Raw genomic sequence first — 21451 nt, forward strand, 5'->3', positions numbered from 1 at the left:
TCCCCTACGTCCTGAACCGCCCAACCCACCCCCCCCCCCCCCCCCCCCCCTCCCCCCCCCCCCCCCCCCCCCCCCCCCCCCCCCCCCGCCGTTCGACCGAGCCGGAAAAACGTACAGTGTCAATAGTTCTATTTGTTCGCCCACACCAGTGATGCCGATCTTGGGCCCGGGCGTGTCCCCGTTCCGGAACAGGAGCATGGCGACAGCTCGGCACGACCGCCGAGGTATCCCAACTCCCTTTTCTGGAGAGGCTCGTGAAGTTTCGCTCCTGGTCCCTGGCCGCCGCTCTCGCCCTGACCGCCCTCCTCCTGCCCACCCAGACCGCCGCGGCCCAGGCCGCCGCGCCCTCCTGCCCCGACGGCTCGGTGTGCTTCTGGAGCGGGGAGGGCTTCGGCGGGGACTACTGGGAGTGGACGGCCCGCAGCGGCTACCGCGACATGCCGCCCAACCTCCATGACAACGTGGGCTCCTTCGTCGCCTCCACCCGGGCCTGCTTCATCAACTGGGACCCGACCGAGAAGCGGGACGTCTTCAACGGCGACTGGCGCTCCCAGTACTACGGAGACTTCGGCGGCCGCATCGACGGGGTGGGCCCGGGCGCCTGCTGATCCCGGGCCCACCGGCCCGCCCCCCTCGCTCAGGCGCTTCGGCGACAACTACCGCAAGGTAGGGTCGATTTCGAAACTCTGGTCAATTCGACGCCCGACACCCTGACCAGGTCGTCGGAGCGCGCGCCACCGGCGGGACCGGTGGCGCTTCACGGGGGAAGAGCAAGTTGTTCGAAGCTGTCTTCGGCGACGACATGGGGTTCCTTGCCGGACTCACCGTCGTCGCCGCTGTCATGGGCATGGCCATGTGGGCCGTGGCCCGTCGCCGCGAAGTGGAGCACGCGGTGTGGTGGCTGCCACTGGCGTTCTGTCTGACCGGTGTCCTCGGCGTCACCCTCGCCTTGCGCGGCGGCGCGGCGGGACACGCCGAGTGCGTGATCAACCACGAGATCACCGAGCCGCTGTACACCACGCAGGGCCTGTGGAACCTGGCGATGTTCGTCCCGCTCGGCCTGTTCGGTGTCCTGGCACTGCGGCGTCCGCTTCCCGTGCTCGTCGGTGTCCTCGCGCTGCCCTGTCTCATCGAACTCACCCAGACACTCGCTCCGTTCGCGAGCGGTATCTGCGACAGCGCCGACGTGGAGATGAACGCCGGTGGCGGCGTCCTGGGCGTGGCTGCGGGGCTGCTGCTGGTGCGAGGCCGGGTCGCCTGGCGTGCATGGGCCACGCCCACGCTGATCGTGGCCGTGGTGTGCGCCGTGGCGGGAGCGGTCGTCTTCCGGACCGCGGTCACCGTGAACCACGTGGACGGTTCCAGCGTGCGTGACGCGCACGGCGACGAGCGGGAGACCGCCGAGCACGTCATCCGTGCGGCCTTCGGCGACCGGTACCACGTCGGCGACGTGCGCGTCAGCCCCGGCCTCGACGGCTTCAACGGCTGGATGTCCATACAGATCGCCGGCGCGTACCCCGCGGAGCTGATGTGGCCCGGCGGACGCCGGCTGAACGTGAGCTTCGAGGAATCCGAGCCGCCGACGCCGGCGAGCTTCCCGGTCCCCGGCGCGGGCACGCCCCACGACGCCCAGGACGCGTACCGCATCGCCCGCTCCTACATGCAGGCCCACTACCCCTGGGCCGGTGCGGCCTCCTTCCACGCGACGCAACCCGTCGGCCGGAAGGCCGAGTTCGGCTGGCGCACGTCATGGCGGTTCAAGGAGCGCGGGGTGGCGATGCCGCGCATCCTCGACGTGCAGATCAACCGCTCGGGCCGCGTCTCCCAGCTGCTGGCCGACTTCGGCCCCAGGCACCTGGACCTTCCGGCCCGGCTGCTCTCGGCGAAGCAGGCCGAGCAGATCGCCGCCAAGGAGTGGAAGAGGAACGGCGCCGATCTCGACCATCTGAAGATCCACGCCGACGAGCTGAGGACCGAACGCGCCAAGGGCTGGCAGGGGCCCTGGCGCGCGGTGTGGTCCGTGAGCGTCGTGGACACGCACTGCAAGCCCGGCAAGAACGGCGAGAGCTGCGACCCGATGAACACGGTCCTCGACGCGGCCACCGGAGAGATCTACGACGAGTGAAGGCGCCCTGTGGCTGAAGTGGACGACGACCGGCGGCACATCTTCCTCGACCCGGACGGCACCGGCACACACCAGGGCTGGGCGTTCCTCATCGTGGCGGCGGAGACCGGGGTGGTCTACATCTACGGCTCCGCCGACCGGGACGGCCTGTCCCCCACCCCGCTGGCCCTCGACGAGACCCGCCTCGCCGAGGTCGACGAGGCGTGGGTCCCGGTCGTGACGCCGGATGGCCCCGGGTTGCTGGTCCGGGAGAACTCCGGCTGGGCCGCAGGCGCCCTAGCCCAGGTGCGTGGGCGCGAACATCCGCAGTACGGCGGGGAGTACGACGACCGAGGGGCCGGGGGACGCGAGTGCCTTCGTCAGGTCCTCCTCCAGGGCCTCCGGGGTCGTGCGGACCCCGGGGACGCCGAAGGACTCGGCGAGGGCGACGTAGTCGGGGCGGGTCAGTTCCGTGGCCGTCGCCTCACCGAAGGCGTCGGTCATGTACTCGCGGAGGATGCCGTAGCCGCCGTCGTCGACGATCAGCCAGGTCACGGGGAGGTCGTACTGCCTCGCCGTGGCCAGCTCGGCGATCGAGTACAGGGCTCCGCCGTCGCCCGAGACCGCCAGGACCGGCCGGCCGGGGTCCGCGGCGGCCGCGCCGAGCGCCGCCGGGAAGCCGTAGCCGAGGCCACCGGCGCCCTGTGCGGAGTGCATGGTGTTCGGGCCCTGCGCGTCGAAGGCCGACCATGCCCAGTAGGCCAGGATCGTCATGTCCCAGAAGGACGGGGAGTCGGCGGGGAGGGCGCGCCGGACCGATGCCAACACGTCCTGTTCCAGGGTCAGTTCCTGGGCGGCGATGCGGGAGGTGACCCGGGAGAGCACCTCGCGTACGCGCTCCGGCGCCGACGCGTCTGTGCGCTCCTCCACCGTCTCCAGCAGGGCCTGGAGAGCCAGCCGGGCGTCCGCGTGGATGCCGAGGGCCGGATGGTTGGACTCCAGCTTGCCGAGGTCCGCCTCGATCTGGACGACCCGGCCCCGGGGCTTGAACGTGTGGTAGTTCGAGGAGAGTTCGCCGAGGCCCGAGCCGACCACCAGCAGGACGTCCGCGTCCTCCAGGAAGTCCGTCGTGTGGCGGTCCTCCAGCCAGGACTGGAGGGAGAGGGGGTGGTTCCAGGGGAAGGCACCCTTGCCGCCGAAGGTGGTGACCACGGGGGCGTCCAGCTTCTCCGCCAGCGCCTTCAGCTTCCCCGAGGCGTCCGAGCGTACGACTCCGCCGCCCGCGATGATCGCCGGGCGGGCGGCGCGGGACAGCAGGTCCGCGGCCACCGCCGTCAGTTCGGGGCGCGGGACCAGGTCCTCCGGAGTCGCGTCCATCGCCGTCACCACCGGCAGGGCGGTCTCGGCGAGCAGCACGTCCTGCGGGATCTCCACCCACACCGGACCGTGCGGGGCGGTCAGCGCCGACTGCCAGGCCGCCGCGATGGCCGAGGGGATCTGGGACTGGGTGCGGACCGTGTGGACCGACTTCACCACACCCCGGAACGAGGCCGCCTGGTCCGGGAGTTCGTGCAGGTAGCCGTGGCGGCCGCCGCCCAGGCCCGGCGTCGGGATCTGGCTGCTGATCGCCAGGATGGGGGCGGAGGCGGCGGAGGCCTCCTGCAGCGCGGCCAGTGAGGTCAGCGCGCCCGGGCCGGTCGAGAGCAGCAGCGGGGCCGCCTCGCCGGTGACGCGGCCGTACGCGTCCGCCGCGAAGCCCGCGTTGTTCTCCACCCGCAGGCCCACATACCGCAGGGACGAGCGGCGCAGGGCGTCGAACATGCCCAGCGCGTGCTGGCCGGGCAGCCCGAAGACCGTCGTCGCGCCGAGCCCGGCCAGCGTCTCCACGACCAGGTCTCCGCCGTTGCGCCCGGGGGGCGGGTTCAGAGCGGTCGAGATCTGTGCCGCCGTCGGGCGGAGTACCAGGTCGTGGTCGTGAGTCACTGCGCTTACGCGTCCTTCCGCGCCGCCGCGATCTGGCGGCTCATGATGGTGGTCAGTTCGTACGCCGTGTGGGAGGCCGCCACCGACGTGATCTCCGCGTGGTCGTACGCGGGGGCCACCTCGACGACGTCCGCCGAGACCAGGTTGCACGACGCCAGCCCGCGCAGGATCTCCAGCAGCTCGCGGGAGGTCATGCCGCCCGCCTCCGGGGTGCCGGTGCCGGGCGCGTGGGCCGGGTCCAGGCAGTCGATGTCGATGGAGATGTACAGCGGGCGGTCGCCGATGCGCTGGCGCAGCTGGTCGGCGACCTCGTCGGCGCCGCGGCGGTAGATGTCCGCGGAGGTGACGATGCCGAAGCCCATCTTCTCGTCGTCGGTCAGGTCCTGCTTGCCGTACAGCGGGCCGCGGGTGCCGACGTGGGAGAGCGCCTCGGTGTCGAGGATGCCCTCCTCCACCGCGCGGCGGAACGGGGTGCCGTGGGTGTACTCGGCGCCGAAGTAGGTGTCCCAGGTGTCCAGGTGCGCGTCGAAGTGGAGCAGGGCCACCGGGCCGTGCTTCTTCGCGACCGAGCGGAGCAGGGGCAGGGCGATGGTGTGGTCGCCGCCCAGGGTCATCAGGCGGGCGCCGGTGCCGAGCAGCTCGTCGGCCGCGGCCTCGATGGTGTCGACCGCCTCGTTGATGTTGAACGGGTTCACGGCGATGTCGCCGCCGTCCGCGACCTGGGCGAGGGCGAAGGGGGAGGCGTCCTGCGCCGGGTTGTACGGGCGCAGCAGCCGGGACGCCTCGCGGATGGCGTTGCCGCCGAAGCGGGCGCCCGGCCGGTACGAGACGCCGGAGTCGAACGGCACGCCCACGACGGCGACGTCGGCGGTGCCGACCTCGTCGAGGCGGGGCAACCGGGCGAAGGTCGCGGGGCCGGCGTACCGCGGGATGCGGGAGGAGTCGACGGGGCCGCGGGGCGTCTCGTTGCTGCTCATGATGAAATGCCTTCTTTCTTGCGCTTCATCGCGCATGTACTGCTTTTCATACGACTCTACTGGTGAGCCGGGACCGGTTCGGACGCGAGTTCGGGAGATCGTCCGGCCAGGCGCTCGCGCCAGGTGGTGAGGACGGCCTCGTCGGTGGGCCTGGTCGCCAGGGAGACGGCGACGTAGGCGGCGAGGGAGGCGAGCAGGCCGTAGTAGACGGGCTCGTTGGCGAGGATGCCGTAGCCCGCCATCAGGCCGATCACGGCGAGGCCGCCGACGGTCACGGAGGCCAGCGCCCCCTGCACGGTGCCGCGCTTCCACAGCAGGCCGCCGAGGATCGGGACGAGCAGGCCGCCGACCAGGAGGTTGTAGGCGACCGTCAGGGCCTCGACGACGTTGTTGAGCGCGATCGCGGTGCCGATCACCGCGACACCCATGATCAGGATGAAGGCGCGGTTGCCCTTGACCTCGTCGTGCGCTTCGCCGTCAGGGCGCACCGCGCCGCGCAGCCGGGACCAGATGTCGTTGTTGGCGACCGTGGCGCAGGCGATCAGGGCACCGGAGGACGTGGACATCACGGCGGCGAGGGCGGCGGCCAGCACCAGGCCGCGGACGCCCACGGGCAGCTCGTCCTTGACGATGGTCGCGAAGGCGTCGTCGGGGCTGCCGAGCTTGGGGTAGAGGACCTTGGCGGCCGTACCGATGACGGCGCCGGCGAGGGCGTAGGCCAGACAGTAGGTCCCGGCCACCGTGCCGCCCCACTTCGCGGTCCTGTCGCTGCGGGCGGTGAACACGCGCTGCCAGATGTCCTGGCCGATCAGCATGCCGAAGGTGTAGATCAGCACGTACGTGAAGATCGTCTCGCCGCCTATGCCCAGCGGGTCGAAGTACGACGTGGGCAGCTTGGCCTTCATCTCGGAGAAGCCGCCGGCCTTGACCACCGCGATGGGCAGGAGCAGGAGCAGCACACCGACGGTCTTGACGACGAACTGCACCATGTCGGTCAGCGTGATGGACCACATGCCGCCGAGCGCCGAGTACGCGACGACGATCGAGCCGCCGAGAACGATCGCGACCGTGCGGTTCATGTCGAAGAGCACGTCGAAGATGGTGGCGTAGGCGATGGTCGAGGTGACGGCGAGCATCAGGGTGTACGCCCACATGACCACACCGGAGATGACACCGGCGCGGCCGCCGTAGCGCAGGTCCAGCATCTCGGAGACGGTGTAGACCTTCAGGCGGGCGATGCGGGCGGAGAAGAAGACCGACAGGGCCAGCAGGCCGAGGCCGATGGTGAAGACCATCCAGGCGCCGGAGAGCCCGTACTGGTAGCCGAGGCCGACGCCGCCGATGGTGGAGGCGCCGCCGAGGACGATCGCGGCCATGGTGCCGGAGTACATGGCGGGCCCGAGGCGGCGCCCGGCCACCAGGAACTCGCTCTTGGACTTGGCGCGGCGCATGCCCCACCAGCCCATGGCCAGCATGCCGGCCAAGTAGAGGACGATCACTGTGTAGTCAACGGCCATGTGGGGCCCTCCTTCGCGCACTGTCGGTGGCGTGTCGTGCTGATACATGGGGGGTGAAGGTGCAGGCAGCGGATCGCGGGGACATCCGCCCGTACCCGCGGCTGCCGTGCTGACTTGACACTAGGTGGCCGGAAAGCGACTGCGAAGTGTACGTTTCATCCATACGAACGGGGCAGGGTGGAGGGAATGCACACCATGCCGGAGTCGATCACCCCAGCCGTCCCACCGACCCCACCGGTACCGCTCTCGGCCCTGCTGGCCCGTGAGGATCTCGCGCTTCGCCAGATCGCGGGGCCCTCGGACCGGGACACCGTGATCCACTGGGCGCACACCTCGGAGATGGCCGACCCGTACCCCTACCTGCTCGGCGGCGAGCTGCTGCTCACGGCCGGGGTGCACGTCCCGGAGGCGGCGGGACCGGACGGGGGTCCCCCGTCCTCGGGCGGAGCCCAGAGCCTGGCGGACTACTTCGACGGCTACGTCTCGCGGATCGTGGCCGCGGGCGGGGCGGCCCTCGGCTTCGGTCTGGCGCCCGTGCACGACACGGTCCCGCGCGCCCTGGTCGCCGCCTGTGACGCTTACGGCCTGCCGCTCCTGGAGGTCCCGCCGCAGACGACCTTCTCGGGTGTGGCCCGCGCGGTCTGGCAGCTGATGGCACAGGCGCGCCTGGCCGAGCTGCGCCGGGTCACCGAGGCCCAGCAGAGCCTCGCGGCCGCCGCCTCCCGCCCCGATCCGGTGCCCTCGGTACTGCGCCAGCTGGCCGGCCGCCTGCACGGCCACGCGATCCTCTACGGCCCCGACGGCACCGAGATCGCGGCGGCGGGCCGGGAGCCGGCGCAGGGGGCCCGCGAGGCGCTGGCGGCACTGGCCGGGGTGGTCCGCCCGCCGAGTGCCCTCGAGCCGGTACCGCCCCCTGGGGCGACCGCGGGTAGCACCGGCACCGGTGGCCCCACCGCCGAAGGCACGGCCGACTCGGCGGCGGGCGGCGCCGGCAGGCCGGCCGGCCGCCGTACGAGCGGCGGAGCGGAGGCCGACGCACCCGTGGGCTCCCGCCCGTCGGCGGGCCTGCACCCCGTCGACCGCGCCACCGCCCCGCCCTCGGCCACCGACCCGGCAACGGCCCGGCCGGCCACGGCCACCCGCCCGGTCCCCACCTCCGCCACCGACACCCACGGCGACACCCATCTCGCCGCCTACGCGCTCGGCGCCGGGGAGGGGTTCGTACTCGGTGTGGCCGGTTCGCGCCGGGAACCCGGGGACCACACCATCGCCTCCGTCGCCTCCGTGCTGCTCTCCCTGCTCACCGGCGAGCACCACAGCGGTGCCGGTGCCGCCCGGTCCTCCGCGCTCGTACGGCTGTTGCTCGGTTCGGCGCCGGAGGAGGTGGCGCCGCTCGTGGGAGAAGGGCGGTGGGTCGTCGTGCACGCCCGGCCGGAGGCCCAGGCGCCGGATGCCGTGGCCGCCTCCGCGCTGGGCGCCGCGCTGGGGTCGCCGCTGGTCGACCTCGCCCGGGACGTCGTACGGGTGCTGGTGCCCGCCGAGCGCGAGCCGGTCCCGCAGCCTGGCTGGACCCTCGGGGTCAGCGCGGCCGTCGGCCCGCGGGAGTGGCCGGCCGCCGACACCCAGGCGGCCCGCGCCCTGGCCCGCGCCCGCGCCACCCGCAGCCCGCTGGTCCGGCACGGCGCCCGGCCGGGCCTGGAGGACCTGGTGCCCCGGGCGGACGCCGAGGCCCACGCCCGGGCGCTGCTCGCCCCGCTCGCCGCGCAGCCCGCGCTCGCCGAGACCCTCCGCTCGTGGCTGTCCCTGCACGGCAGTTGGGACCGCACGGCGGTGGCGCTGGACGTGCACCGCAACACCGTCCGGCAGCGGATCGCCCGGTGCGCGGCCCTGCTGGAGGCAGACCTGGACGACCCGGACGTACGGATGGAGCTGTGGTTCGCGCTGCGCCAGGGGTGAGTGAGCCACGTCCCAGGGTGCGGCATGCCGAGGACGCGCCCTGTGCGCTGCCCCCACAATGGGAGGCATGCCGATATCCGGGACACCCAGCCGCGCCCAGCTCGTCGACCACCTGGTGAGGACCCGTATCGCGGGGGACGTCGCCACACCCCGCGAGAACAACCTCTCCCACTACCGCAAGCTGGCCAACGGCGACCGCCACTACTGGTTCGGTCTGGAGCTGGGCGACCGGTGGTCGGACGAGCAGGACGTGCTCGCGGTCATGGCCGAACGGGTGGGTGTCAACGACGATCCCGAGTACCGGTACGGGCAGGACACCATCGACCCCGAGCTGACCCTGGACGCGCTGGAGCGCCTCGCGCTCCGGCTGCGCAAGGCGGCCGACGGGCAGCAGCGGGTGCTGTTCGCGACCGGCCACCCGGGCGGTCTGCTGGACGTGCACCGGGCCACGGCCGCCGCGCTGCGTGCCGCAGGCTGCGAGATCGTGGTCATCCCGGACGGGCTGCAGACGGACGAGGGATACGTCATGCAGTTCGCGGACGTGGCCGTCCTGGAGCACGGCGCGACGCTGTGGCACACACACTCCGGTGAGCCGATGCGGGCCGTCCTGACCGGACTTGAGCGCGCGGGGCGGCCGCTGCCGGACCTGGTGGTCGCCGACCACGGCTGGGCCGGGTACGCCGGACAGCACGGCGTCGACTCCGTGGGGTACGCCGACTGCAACGACCCCGCGCTGTTCCTCGCCGAGTCCGAGGGCACCGTCCAGGTGGCGGTGCCGCTCGACGACCATGTGGTGAGCCCGCGCCACTACGACCCGATGACGGCGTATCTGCTGGCAGAGGCCGGCCTGGCATAAGGCGCCGACGGCCTCCCCCGCACACGCGGTGCGGCCCTGCCGGCAGGGCCGCACCTCACTCTCAGCTCGTCGGATCAGTGGCCTCCTCCGCCACCGCCGCCGTAGCCACCGCCACCGCCGTGGTCACCGCCGCCGTAGCCACCGCCACCGCCGTGGTCACCGCCGCCGCCGTAGCCACCGCCACCGCCGTGGTCACCGCCGTAGCCGCCGTTGTCATAGCCGCCGTGGTCTCCGCCGTAGCCGCCGTTGTCATAGCCGCCGTGGTCTCCGCCATAGCCGCCGTCGCCGCCGTCGTCGTCGCCCCACCAGCCGTGGTCGTCACAGTTGCTGCTGTAGGAACCGTGGTCGTCGTGGGACGAGCCCGCGAAGGCTGTGCCGGCCGTGCCGATCGCGGCTCCGCCGGCCAGCAGCACCCCGGCTGCGGACATCGCGACAAGACGCCTCGTGCGCTGTGATCGCATGGGTTATACCTTCCATCTCCATCGTCTCCCGCGGCTCCCGGAGAGGGGCGCGAGGTGATGGCCGACGCCGCGACCAGGGGGGAAGATGCGGCGCGGTCTTCAGATGTCGCCGCAGTGTGTTGAGCGGCACGGTGGATGCCAACGATGTCGACACCTGCGGCCACCGGTGCGTGGTCGCACCATCGGGCTCCGCGGCTGAGGCCCGTCGGGTGCGGGGCCTCGTCGACCTGGCAAGCCGCGCGCTGCGGCTTTCACTCGAAAAGCCTAGTACCCCATGCGCCACTCGTCACTTCGGGCGACCATGTGTTTCCCGGCCCCCGGGAGGGACCCCGGACGCACCCGTCCCCCGGCCGGGCACGCGGTCCGCGTCCGGATCCTCAACTCCGCTGCGCGCCACATGCGTTCAGCCTTCAACAGCTGTGTGCGGGTCACCGCGGGACGCGGACCACGCCCTCCTGGATGACGGAGATGGCGAGCTGTCCGTCCTGGGTGTAGATGCGGGCCTGGCCGAGGCCGCGGCCGCCGTGCGCGGACGGCGATTCCTGGTCGTACAGCAGCCATTCGTCGGCCCGGAAGGGCCGGTGGAACCACATCGCGTGGTCCAGGGACGCCCCGACGACGTCCCCGACGGCCCAGCCGCCGCGCCCGTGCGCGAGCAGCACCGCGTCCAGGAGGGTCATGTCGGAGACGTAGGTGGCGAGGACGACATGGAGCAGGGGGTCGTCGTCGAGCTTGCCGTTGGCCCGGAACCACACCTGGCTGTGCGGCTCGCGCGGCTCGCCGAACCTCCCGTACGGCGGCTCGTCCACGTAGCGCAGGTCGATCGCCTCGCGGGCCTCGATGAACTTCTCCACGACCGCCGGGTCCAGGTGGTCGTAGCCGCGCAGCCGCTCCTGGGAGGTGGGCAGGGTCTCCGGGTCCGGGGCGGGCGGCATGGGGGCCTGGTGGTCGAGGCCCTCCTCGTGCGTCTGGAAGGACGCCGAGAGGTGGAAGATCGGCTTGCCGTGCTGGACGGCCACCACGCGCCGGGTCGTGAACGACCGGCCGTCGCGGATGCGGTCGACGCTGTAGACGATCGGCGCGCCGGGGTCTCCCGGGCGCAGGAAGTACGCGTGCAGGGAGTGGGCGAGCCGGTCGGCGGGGACCGTCCGCCCGGCGGCGACCAGCGCCTGCGCCGCGACCTGCCCGCCGAAGACGCGCGGGACGACGGCGGAGCGGGACTGGCCGCGGAAGATGTCCTCCTCGAGCTGCTCGATGTCGAGCAGCTCGAGGAGGTTCTGGAGTGCCTGGCTCATGACGTTAGTTGTACCGGCCAGTGATTGCCGTGGCCTTACAGACCCATGTCCTTGGCGATGATCGTCTTCATGATCTCGCTGGTGCCGCCGTAGATGCGGTTGACGCGGTTGTCCGCGTACAGGCGGGCGATCGGGTACTCGTTCATGAAGCCGTAGCCGCCGTGCAGCTGGAGGCAGCGGTCGATGACGCGGTGGGCGACCTCGGTGCAGAACAGCTTCGCGGAGGCGGCCTCGGCCGGGGTCAGCTCGCCGGCGTCCAGGGCCTCCGTGGCGCGGTCGGCGACGGCCTCGGCGGCGTCCACCTCGGCCTGGCAGGCGGCCAGCTCGAACTTGGTGTTCTGGAAGGCGGCGACGGGCTGGCCGAAGACGACGCGGTCCTGGACGTACTGCTTGGCGAACCGGACGGCGGCCTTGGCCTGCGCGTAGGCGCCGAAGGCGATGCCCCAGCGCTCGGAGGCGAGGTTGTGGCCGAGGTAGTAGAAGCCCTTGTTCTCCTCGCCGAGGAGGTCCTCGACGGGGACCTTGACGTCGACGAACGCCAGCTCGGCGGTGTCGGAGGTCTTCAGGCCCAGCTTGTCGAGCTTGCGGCCGACCGAGTAGCCCTCGGCCTTGGTGTCCACGACGAAGAGGGAGATGCCGTGACGGCGGTCCTCGGCGATGGGCGCGGCGGTGCGGGCGCAGACGATCATGCGGTCGGCGTGCACGCCACCGGTGATGAAGGTCTTGGCACCGTTGAGGACGTAGTGGGTGCCGTCCTCGGAGAGCTTGGCGGTGGTCTTCATGCCCGCGAGGTCGGAGCCGGTGCCCGGCTCGGTCATCGCGATGGCCCACATCTCCTCGCCGGAGACGAACTTGGGCAGGTAGCGCTTCTTCTGCTCGTCGCTGGCGAGCAGCTTGATGTAGGGCAGGCCGAGCAGCACGTGCACGCCGGAGCCGCCGAAGGAGATACCCGCGCGGGCGGTCTCCTCGTAGATGACGGCCTCGAACTTGTACGAGTCGATGCCCGCGCCGCCGAACTCCTCGTCGACCCGGATACCGAAGACGCCCAGCTCGGCGAGCTTGTAGTAGAAGTCGCGCGGGGCCTGGCCGGCGGCGAACCAGTCGTCGTAGACGGGCACGACCTCGGCCTCGATGAAGGCGCGGATGGTCTCCCGGAACGCCTCGTGATCCTCGTTGAACACCGTACGGCGCACGCCGCCACCTCCACGTACCTCGGCATGTCTAAGCGCTTGCTCAGACTCGAGCGTACCGGTGAGTAGGCGGCAGGGTCCAGGGTTCGCCGGGGGTAACGCTCGTCACGCTCGCCGGTGGACCGGAGGAGGGCCGAGGAGTTCGACGGCGGCCGTCGAGTTGCCCGGGACGCAGACACAGGTACCGGTCCGGCCGGGCGGACAGCCGGTGGCGGCCACTGCGGCGAAGGCGCGGGGCGCGGGCACGTGCCGGTCCGGCCGGGCGGGCAGGGAGCGGCAGCCGCGCCCAGCGCGTCACGCGCCGTCGGCATCGGGGGCGGCGTCGTCCGGATGATCCCGTTCACGCCCCCGCCGGCACCATCCCGGCCGGCACGGCCGGCATCGCCGGCACCCCCGCGAGCGCGGACCGCATGCGCACGCAGGACACGGAATGCTCCCGTCGCGGGCCGTCGCACGAGATGCCCCACGCCACGCCGGGTCTGCCGTATCACCGCACGGGAATGTCCTCCCGTCGGCTCAGTCGGAGCCCGCCGCCGCGAACGCGCCCCGCGCCATCCGGTGCAGCAGCTCCGCGGTGGCACCGCGGCCGGGCAGGGTGCCGGCGCGGCCGAGGTGGGGGGTCGAGTTCAGCAGGCCGAAGACGGAGTGGACCGCCGAGCGGGCCATGGGCTCGGTCAGGGCGGGGTAGACCTCGCGGACCACCTCGACCCACAGCTCCACGTACTGCCGCTGCAGCTGCCGAACCAGCTTGCGGTCGCTCTCGCGCAGGCGGTCCAGCTCACGGTCGTGCAGGGTGATCAGCGGACGGTCGTCCAGGGCGAAGTCGATGTGGCCCTCGATCAGCGAGTCCAGGACGGCGGCGGGGCCGGTGTCCCCGTCGGACTCCGCCAGGCGCCGCTTCGCCCCGGTCAGCAGCTGGCCGCTGATGCCCACCAGCAGCTCCGCGAGCATCGCGTCCTTGCCCGGGAAGTGCCGGTACAGACCGGGGCCGCTGATGCCGACCGCGGCGCCTATCTCGTCGACACCGACGCCGTGGAAGCCGCGCTCGGCGAAGAGCCGGGCAGCCTCCTTGAGGATCTGCTCGCGACGGGTGGGGGCGTCGGTTCTGGTGACCATGCAAGCAATTCTAGACAGCGAGGTTAGCGGTCGTTAACCTGGAGGAAATGGTTAACGCTCATTAACCAGTAGGACCACTGGGTGAGGGGACCGCAGGATGCAGGAGGCACCGGAGCTGACGAGCGCGGCAGATCCCGCGTCGGAGGCCTGGCGGGCCAATGAACAAGGCCATCTCGCACTCGTCGACGAGCTGCGCGCCAAGCTGGGCGCCGCGGCTCTCGGCGGCGGCGAGAAGGCCCGCGCCCGGCACACCGCGCGCGGCAAGCTGCTGCCGAGGGACCGGGTGGACACACTGCTCGACCCCGGCTCGCCCTTCCTGGAGCTGGCCCCCCTGGCGGCCGACGGGATGTACGACGGGCAGGCACCGGCGGCCGGCGTGATCGCCGGGATCGGGCGGGTCAGCGGACGCGAGTGCGTGATCGTCGCCAACGACGCCACCGTCAAGGGCGGCACGTACTACCCGATGACGGTGAAGAAGCATCTGCGGGCGCAGGAGGTCGCCCTGGAGAACCGGCTGCCCTGTCTCTACCTGGTCGACTCCGGGGGCGCCTTCCTGCCCATGCAGGACGAGGTCTTCCCCGACCGGGAGCACTTCGGGCGGATCTTCTACAACCAGGCGCGGATGTCCGGCGCCGGGATCCCGCAGATCGCGGCGGTCCTCGGCTCGTGCACGGCCGGCGGCGCGTACGTCCCGGCCATGAGCGACGAGGCCGTGATCGTCCGCAACCAGGGCACGATCTTCCTGGGCGGCCCACCGCTGGTGAAGGCGGCCACCGGCGAGGTCGTCACCGCGGAGGAACTGGGCGGCGGCGAGGTCCACTCCCGGATCTCCGGCGTCACCGACCACCTCGCCGAGGACGACGCGCACGCCCTGCGCATCGTGCGCAACATCGTCGCCACCCTGCCCGCCCGGCAGTCCCTCCCCTGGGAGGTCACCCCGGTCGCGGAGCCCAAGGTGGACCCGTACGGGCTCTACGGCGCGGTCCCGGTGGACTCCCGCACCCCCTACGACGTGCGCGAGATCATCGCGCGCGTGGTCGACGGCTCCCGCTTCGCGGAGTTCAAGGCCGAGTTCGGGCAGACCCTGATCACCGGCTTCGCCCGGATCCACGGCCACCCGGTCGGCATCGTTGCCAACAACGGCATCCTGTTCTCGGAGTCCGCCCAGAAGGGCGCGCACTTCATCGAGCTGTGCGACCAGCGCGGCATCCCGCTGGTGTTCCTGCAGAACATCTCCGGCTTCATGGTCGGCAGGGACTACGAGGCGGGTGGCATCGCCAAGCACGGCGCCAAGATGGTGACGGCCGTGGCGTGCACCAGGGTCCCCAAGCTGACCGTCGTGGTCGGCGGCTCGTACGGCGCGGGCAACTACTCGATGTGCGGCCGGGCCTACTCCCCGCGCTTCCTGTGGATGTGGCCCAACGCCAAGATCTCCGTGATGGGCGGCGAGCAGGCCGCCTCCGTCCTCGCCACCGTCAAGCGCGACCAGCTGGAGGCGCGCGGCGAGGACTGGCCGGCCGAGGACGAAGAGAGCTTCAAGGCGCCGATCCGGCAGCAGTACGAGCGCCAGGGCAACGCCTACTACGCCACCGCCCGCCTCTGGGACGACGGCGTGATCGACCCGCTGGAGACCCGTCAGGTGCTGGGACTCGCCCTGACGGCCTGCGCCAACGCGCCACTGGGTGACCCCCAGTTCGGCGTCTTCCGGATGTGAGGAGGGGAACCGTGTTCGACACAGTGCTGGTGGCCAACCGGGGCGAGATCGCCGTACGCGTCATCCGTACGCTCCGCTCGCTGGGCGTGCGCTCGGTGGCGGTCTTCTCCGACGCCGACGCGGACGCGCGGCATGTACGGGAGGCCGACACGGCGGTACGGATCGGTCCGGCGCCCGCGGCCGAGAGCTATCTGTCGGTGGAGCGGCTGCTGGAGGCCGCCGCCCGCACCGGCGCCCAGGCCGTCCACCCCGGGTACGGCTTCCTCGCCGAGAACGCGGGCTTCGCGCGCGCGTGCGAGGAGGCCGGGCTGGTCTTCATCGGCCCGTCCGCGGACGCGATCGCCCTGATGGGCGACAAGATCCGGGCCAAGGAGACGGTGAAGGCGGCCGGGGTGCCGGTCGTGCCGGGTTCCAGCGGCAGCGGGCTCTCCGACGCCCAGCTGGCCGACGCGGCCCGGGAGATCGGGACCCCCGTGCTGCTCAAGCCCTCGGCGGGCGGCGGCGGCAAGGGCATGCGCCTGGTGCGGGACGTGACCATGCTGGAGGAGGAGATCGCGGCCGCCCGCCGCGAGGCCCGCGCTTCCTTCGGCGACGACACGCTCCTGGTGGAGCGGTGGGTCGACCGTCCCCGGCACATCGAGATCCAGGTGCTGGCGGACGGCCACGGGAACGTGGTCCACCTCGGTGAGCGCGAGTGCTCGCTGCAGCGCAGGCACCAGAAGATCATCGAGGAGGCGCCGAGCGTGCTCCTCGATGAGGAGACCCGGGCCGCGATGGGCGAGGCCGCCGTCCAGGCGGCGCGCTCGTGCGGGTACCGGGGCGCGGGCACGGTGGAGTTCATCGTGCCGGGCGGCGACCCGTCCTCGTACTACTTCATGGAGATGAACACCCGTCTCCAGGTTGAGCACCCGGTCACGGAGCTGATCACGGGACTCGACCTGGTCGAGTGGCAGCTGCGGGTGGCGGCCGGGGAGCGGCTGGGCTTCGCGCAGGCGGACATCCGGCTCACCGGGCACGCGGTCGAGGCCCGGATCTGCGCCGAGGACCCCGCGCGCGGGTTCCTCCCGTCCGGCGGCACGGTGCTGCTGCTGAACGAGCCGCAGGGCGACGGCCTGCGCACGGACTCCGGGCTCAGCGAGGGCACCGAGGTGGGCAGCCTGTACGACCCGATGCTCTCCAAGGTCATCGCGTACGGCCCCGACCGGGAGACGGCGCTGCGCAAGCTCAGGGCCGCCCTCGCCGAGACCGTGACGCTGGGCGTGCAGACCAACGCGGGCTTCCTGCGGCGGCTGCTGGCCCATCCGGCCGTGGTGTCGGGCGAGCTGGACACCGGTCTGGTCGAGCGGGTGGTGGACGAGCTGGTCGCCACGGACGTGCCGGAGGAGGTGTACGAGGCGGCGGCGGCCGTACGGCTGGCGGAGCTGCGGCCCGACTCCGCAGGCTGGACCGACCCCTTCTCGGTGCCGAGCGGCTGGCGCCTCGGCGGGACGCCGAAGCGGCCCGCGTTCGACCTGCGCGCGACCGACCCGGTCAGGTACGCCCCGCGCGGCGCCCACACCGTCACCGCCGACCGGGTGTCCGTCACCCTCGACGGCGTCCGGCACTCCTTCCGCCGGGCCGGTGACTGGATCGGCCGGGACGGCGACGCCTGGCAGGTGCGCGACCACGACCCGGTGGCCGCCTCCCTCACCGGAGCCGCGCACGCGGGCGCCGACTCGCTGACCGCTCCGATGCCCGGCACGGTGACCGTGGTGAAGGTGGCCGTCGGTGACGAGGTGGCCGCGGGCCAGAGCCTGCTGGTGGTCGAGGCGATGAAGATGGAGCACGTCATCTCTGCCCCGCACGCCGGCACGGTCGCCGAGCTGGACGTGACCCCGGGAGCGACGGTCGCCATGGACCAGGTGCTCGCCGTGATCGCACCGCACGACAAGGAAGGCGCGGTGGCGGAATGAGCGCCGACGGACTGCCCATGGTCGTACCGGCCCAGGACCTGCCCCAGCGGGTGCGGATCCACGAGGTCGGCGCGCGGGACGGGCTGCAGAACGAGAAGATGACCGTGCCGACGGAGATCAAGGCGGAGTTCATCCGCCGGCTCGCCGACGCGGGTCTGACCACCATCGAGGCGACGAGCTTCGTGCACCCCAAGTGGGTGCCCCAGCTCGCCGACGCCGAGCAGCTGTACCCGCTGCTCGGCGGCCTCGGTGCCGAACTCCCCGTGCTGGTGCCCAACCAGCGCGGCCTGGACCGGGCGCTGGCGCTCGGCGCGCGCCGGATCGCGGTGTTCGCCAGCGCCACGGAGTCCTTCGCGAAGGCCAACCTCAACCGGACCGTGGACGAGTCGCTGGCCGTCTTCGACCCGGTGGTGCGGCAGGCGAAGGACGCCGGCGGGCATGTGCGCGGCTATGTGTCCATGTGCTTCGGCGACCCCTGGGAGGGTGCGGTCCCGCTCCACCAGGTGGCCCGCGTCTGCAAGGCGCTGATGGACATGGGCTGCGACGAGCTGAGCCTCGGGGACACCATCGGGGTCGCGACCCCGGGCCACGTCCTCGAACTCCTCTCCCTGCTCAACGAGGAGGGCGTGCCGGCCAACGTCATCGGCGTGCACTTCCACGACACCTACGGCCAGGCACTGGCCAACACCTACGCGGCACTGGAACACGGGGTCACGACGATCGACGCCTCCGCCGGAGGTCTCGGCGGCTGCCCCTACGCCAAGTCCGCGACCGGCAATCTCGCCACCGAAGACCTCGTGTGGATGCTGCAGGGCCTCGGCATCGACACCGGAGTCGACCTCGGCCGCCTCGTCGCCACCAGCGTCTGGATGGCCGCCCACCTGGGCCGACCCAGCCCGTCCCGCACCGTCCGAGCCCTGTCCCACAAGGAGCAGTGATCACTGTGGACCACCGCCTCTCCCCCGAGCTCGAGGAACTCCGCCGTACGGTGGAGGAGTTCGCACACGATGTCGTGGCGCCGAAGATCGGCGACTTCTACGAGCGGCACGAGTTCCCGTACGAGATCGTCCGCGAGATGGGCCGCATGGGCCTGTTCGGGCTGCCGTTCCCCGAGGAGTACGGCGGCATGGGCGGCGACTACCTGGCCCTCGGCATCGCCCTCGAGGAACTGGCCCGGGTCGACTCGTCCGTGGCCATCACCCTGGAGGCCGGTGTCTCGCTGGGCGCCATGCCGCTGCACCTGTTCGGCACCGAGGAGCAGAAGCGCGAGTGGCTCCCCCGTCTGTGCACGGGCGAGATCCTGGGCGCGTTCGGCCTGACGGAGCCGGACGGCGGCTCGGACGCCGGGGCCACCCGCACCACGGCCCGCCTGGACCCCGACACCAACGAGTGGGTGATCAACGGCACGAAGTGCTTCATCACCAACTCGGGCACGGACATCACGGGGTTGGTGACGGTCACGGCGGTCACCGGCCGGGGGCCGGACGGCAGGCCGCAGATCTCGGCGATCATCGTCCCGTCGGGCACCCCCGGCTTCACGGTCGCCGCCCCCTACTCGAAGGTCGGCTGGAACGCCTCCGACACCCGTGAACTGTCCTTCCAGGACGTCCGGGTGCCCGCCGCCAACCTGCTCGGCGAGGAGGGCCGGGGCTACGCCCAGTTCCTGCGCATCCTCGACGAGGGCCGGATCGCCATCGCGGCCCTGGCGACGGGTCTGGCCCAGGGTTGTGTCGACGAGTCGGTCAAGTACGCCAAGGAGCGGCACGCGTTCGGGCGGCCCATCGGCGCCAACCAGGCCATCCAGTTCAAGATCGCGGACATGGAGATGAAGGCCCACACGGCCCGCCTCGCCTGGCGCGACGCGGCCAGCCGCCTGGTGGCGGGCGAGCCCTTCAAGAAGGAGGCGGCCCTGGCCAAGCTGTACTCCTCCACGGTCGCCGTGGACAACGCCCGCGAGGCCACCCAGGTCCACGGCGGCTACGGCTTCATGAACGAGTATCCGGTGGCCCGTATGTGGCGCGACTCCAAGATCCTGGAGATCGGCGAGGGCACCAGCGAGGTCCAGCGGATGCTGATCGCACGGGAGTTGGGGCTGGTGGGCTGAGGTAGCCCCCGCGGCCCACAGGCCGCGTACAGGTTCGGGTGCGGGGCGTTCCGCCCGCTGGACATCGATTGAGGTTAGGCTAACCTACCTTCGAACTTGTCCGGCGGGCTGCCCCGCCCCGTTCGAAAGCAGTCACACCCATGCCCCATGCCCGTGCCACCCACTTCACTCGCCGCGGACTGCTCGCCGCGGGCGGCGCCCTCGGACTCGGCGCGGCACTCGCCGCCTGCGGGGACGACAAGGGGAAAGACGCGGACTCCGGGAAGGCGGCCAAGAGCGGCAAGTCCGGTCCCTGGAGCTTCAAGGACGACCGCGGCACGACCGTGAAGCTGGGCAAGGTCCCCGCGAACATCGTCGCGTTCACCGGTGTCGGCGCCGCGCTGTACGACTACGGCATCCAGGTCAAGGGCGTCTTCGGCCCGACGAAGACCGCCGCGGGCAAGGCCGATGTCCAGGCCGGCGACATGGACATCAGCAGGCTGACGGTCCTCGGCAACACCTGGGGCCAGTTCAACATCGAGAAGTACGCGGCCCTCGCGCCTGACGTGCTCCTCACGACGATGTTCGACGCCGCCGGCACCCTCTGGTACGTCCCGGACGAGTCCAAGAAGAAGATCGCCCAGCTGGCGCCCAGCGTCGGCATCTCCGTCTACGACCGTCAGCTCACCCAGCCGCTGCAGCGCATGTGGGAGCTGGCAGAGTCGCTCGGCGCAGACATGAAGGCAGCCGCCGTCACCGGCGCGAAGAAGCGGTTCGAGGACGCCGCCGCCCGGCTGCGCGCCGCGGCCAGGGCCAAGCCCGGCATCAAGGTGCTGGCCGGCTCCGCGAGCGACCAGCTCTTCTACGTCTCCGGCACCAACCTCTCCATCGACCTGGAGTACTTCAAGGCCCTCGGCGTGAACTTCGTCGAGCCCCCGGAGAGCGCCAAGAAGCAGGGTGGCGGCTGGTACGAGTCGCTGAGCTGGGAGAACGTCGACAAGTACAAGGCCGACATCATCATGATGGACGACCGTTCCTCGGCGATCCAGCCGGCCGACATCACCAAGGCCACCTGGAAGAAGCTGCCCGCGGTGAAGGCGGGTCAGGTCATCGCACGCTCGCCCGAGCCGATCCTGTCGTACGACAAGTGCGTACCGCTGCTGACGAGCCTGGCGGAGGCCTTGGAGAAGGCCAAGAAGGTCAGCTAGACGCTTCACCGAGAGGGGGCGGGTTACATCGTGGGCAACTGCGAGCCGCATGTGGCCGGACGCGCAGTTCCCCGCGCCCCTCAGGTCGGCTGCACTCCCCACCCCCGCATACCTGACGTCGACTCAGGAGTCCCCCATGACCACGGCCGTAGCCGCCCCGTTCCGTTTCTTCTCCCTTCAGGTCGCACGGACGAGGCGGCTCGGACCGTCTCTGCTCCGGGTCACCTTCACCGGTGCCGATCTGCACGCCTTCCACTCCGACGGGCGTGACCAGTCCCTGTCGCTCTTCCTGCCGCACCCGGGGCAGGAAGAGCCGGTCGTTCCGCTGGAATTCGGGGACGGATGGTGGCAGGGGTGGCGCGAACTGCCCGACGACGTTCGGGCGGTGATGCGCTCGTACACGCTCCGGTCCCTGCGCCGGAATCCCGACGAGATCGACATCGACTTCGTCCTGCACACCCCCGCCGGGCCCGCCTCCGGCTGGGCCTCCCGGGCCGCCGCCGGCGACCGGGTCCTGCTGCTCGGGCCGGCGCTCGCGGACAACCGGGCGATCCGGTTCCGGCCGCCGGCAGGCACCGGTCTCGTCGTCCTCTGCGGCGACGAGACCGCCGTGCCCGCCGCCACCGCCGTCCTCGAGTCCCTCCCGGCAGGTACCCGCGCCCGCGCCTGGCTCGAGGTGCCGCACGCCGGTGACATCCAGGACGTGGCGACCGAGGCGGACGCGGAGATCACGTGGCTGGTACGGCACGAGGTCCCGCACCGCCCCGAGGGCGCGGGCGGTGCCCCCGCCCCCATGGTCGTCGATGCCGTACGAGCGGCCCGACTGCCCGCCGCCGAGCGGCCGTACGCATGGATCGCCGGTGAGTCCGGGCGGGTGAAGGAGCTGCGCCGGCACTTCGTCGGCGAGCGCGGGTTCGACCGGCGGCACGTCACCTTCGTCGGCTACTGGCGCCAGGGCATGACGGAGGAACAGCTCCGCGCCGCCGAGTAACTCCCTTTGAAGTGACCCCGGTCACGGCACAGTCACGCCTCGCCCCGT

At 71.8% G+C, this 21451-nt stretch carries 17 protein-coding genes and 1 pseudogene; 11 read left to right on the top strand and 7 right to left on the bottom strand.

Going from position 1 to position 21451, the window contains the following annotated elements; all coding sequences use genetic code 11:
• Positions 1-254 precede the first annotated feature (254 nt).
• The 3 genes and pseudogenes from AC07DS_RS31465 to AC07DS_RS31475 form a co-directional block, all read left to right on the top strand.
• On the top strand, positions 255-608 hold the full coding sequence (locus tag AC07DS_RS31465) for a peptidase inhibitor family I36 protein (RefSeq protein ID WP_145878095.1): 354 nt from the start codon (positions 255-257) through the stop codon (positions 606-608).
• Between the two features lie 167 nt (positions 609-775).
• Positions 776-2125, top strand: a complete 1350-nt coding sequence (locus AC07DS_RS31470; RefSeq protein WP_479150765.1) for a VanZ family protein — start codon at positions 776-778, stop codon at positions 2123-2125.
• A gap of 111 nt (positions 2126-2236) precedes the next feature.
• Positions 2237-2371: pseudogene (locus tag AC07DS_RS31475) on the top strand (DUF6210 family protein); the annotation flags it as partial.
• A gap of 30 nt (positions 2372-2401) precedes the next feature.
• Here the strand turns inward: AC07DS_RS31475 and AC07DS_RS31480 are convergent.
• Genes AC07DS_RS31480 through AC07DS_RS31490 form a run of 3 tightly spaced genes read right to left on the bottom strand, consistent with a single transcriptional unit; the run spans position 2402 to position 6581 of the window.
• Positions 2402-4087, bottom strand: a complete 1686-nt coding sequence (locus AC07DS_RS31480) for a thiamine pyrophosphate-binding protein (protein ID WP_479150767.1) — start codon at positions 4085-4087, stop codon at positions 2402-2404.
• Between the two features lie 5 nt (positions 4088-4092).
• Positions 4093-5064, bottom strand: a complete 972-nt coding sequence (gene speB / locus AC07DS_RS31485) for an agmatinase (protein ID WP_067131203.1) — start codon at positions 5062-5064, stop codon at positions 4093-4095.
• Between the two features lie 56 nt (positions 5065-5120).
• Positions 5121-6581 carry a sodium:solute symporter family protein gene (locus AC07DS_RS31490; RefSeq protein ID WP_479150770.1) on the bottom strand — a complete coding sequence of 487 codons (1461 nt, stop codon included), beginning with the start codon at positions 6579-6581 and terminating at the stop codon, positions 5121-5123.
• Between the two features lie 186 nt (positions 6582-6767).
• Here AC07DS_RS31490 and AC07DS_RS31495 point away from each other — a divergent pair, with 186 nt between their 5' ends.
• Positions 6768-8537 (top strand): PucR family transcriptional regulator, encoded by a 1770-nt coding sequence (locus AC07DS_RS31495; protein ID WP_479150772.1) that lies wholly within the window; start codon positions 6768-6770, stop codon positions 8535-8537.
• 67 nt (positions 8538-8604) lie between these two features.
• Positions 8605-9393, top strand: a complete 789-nt coding sequence (locus tag AC07DS_RS31500; RefSeq protein ID WP_479150774.1) for a phosphatase — start codon at positions 8605-8607, stop codon at positions 9391-9393.
• Positions 9394-9467: 74 nt separating this feature from the next.
• Here AC07DS_RS31500 and AC07DS_RS31505 read toward each other — a convergent pair whose 3' ends face one another.
• From AC07DS_RS31505 to AC07DS_RS31520, 4 genes are all read right to left on the bottom strand, one after another.
• On the bottom strand, positions 9468-9854 hold the full coding sequence (locus tag AC07DS_RS31505; RefSeq protein ID WP_479150776.1) for a hypothetical protein: 387 nt from the start codon (positions 9852-9854) through the stop codon (positions 9468-9470).
• Positions 9855-10282: 428 nt separating this feature from the next.
• On the bottom strand, positions 10283-11149 hold the full coding sequence (tesB, locus tag AC07DS_RS31510; RefSeq protein WP_479150777.1) for an acyl-CoA thioesterase II: 867 nt from the start codon (positions 11147-11149) through the stop codon (positions 10283-10285).
• 35 nt (positions 11150-11184) lie between these two features.
• Positions 11185-12342, bottom strand: a complete 1158-nt coding sequence (locus tag AC07DS_RS31515) for an acyl-CoA dehydrogenase family protein (protein ID WP_479150779.1) — start codon at positions 12340-12342, stop codon at positions 11185-11187.
• A 513-nt stretch (positions 12343-12855) separates the two neighbouring features.
• Complete coding sequence (locus AC07DS_RS31520; protein ID WP_479150781.1) at positions 12856-13455, bottom strand: SACE_7040 family transcriptional regulator; 600 nt, start codon at positions 13453-13455, stop codon at positions 12856-12858.
• A gap of 97 nt (positions 13456-13552) precedes the next feature.
• Here AC07DS_RS31520 and AC07DS_RS31525 point away from each other — a divergent pair, with 97 nt between their 5' ends.
• The 6 genes from AC07DS_RS31525 (at position 13553) to AC07DS_RS31550 (ending at position 21403) form a co-directional block, all read left to right on the top strand.
• A complete protein-coding gene (locus AC07DS_RS31525; protein ID WP_479150783.1) occupies positions 13553-15169 on the top strand; it encodes a carboxyl transferase domain-containing protein in 1617 nt (538 codons plus the stop codon).
• Between the two features lie 11 nt (positions 15170-15180).
• On the top strand, positions 15181-17121 hold the full coding sequence (locus AC07DS_RS31530) for an acetyl/propionyl/methylcrotonyl-CoA carboxylase subunit alpha (protein WP_479150785.1): 1941 nt from the start codon (positions 15181-15183) through the stop codon (positions 17119-17121).
• Positions 17118-18059 (top strand): hydroxymethylglutaryl-CoA lyase, encoded by a 942-nt coding sequence (locus AC07DS_RS31535; RefSeq protein ID WP_479150786.1) that lies wholly within the window; start codon positions 17118-17120, stop codon positions 18057-18059. Before AC07DS_RS31530 ends, AC07DS_RS31535 begins: the two co-directional genes overlap by 4 nt.
• Before the next feature lie 5 nt (positions 18060-18064).
• A complete protein-coding gene (locus tag AC07DS_RS31540) occupies positions 18065-19225 on the top strand; it encodes an acyl-CoA dehydrogenase family protein (RefSeq protein ID WP_479151027.1) in 1161 nt (386 codons plus the stop codon).
• Between the two features lie 140 nt (positions 19226-19365).
• A complete protein-coding gene (locus AC07DS_RS31545; RefSeq protein WP_479150788.1) occupies positions 19366-20412 on the top strand; it encodes an ABC transporter substrate-binding protein in 1047 nt (348 codons plus the stop codon).
• A 136-nt stretch (positions 20413-20548) separates the two neighbouring features.
• Entirely contained in the window at positions 20549-21403 is an 855-nt protein-coding gene (locus AC07DS_RS31550) for a siderophore-interacting protein (protein ID WP_479150790.1), read from the top strand.
• Positions 21404-21451 lie beyond the last annotated feature (48 nt).

The organism is Streptomyces sp. NPDC044064 (assembly GCF_056434245.1).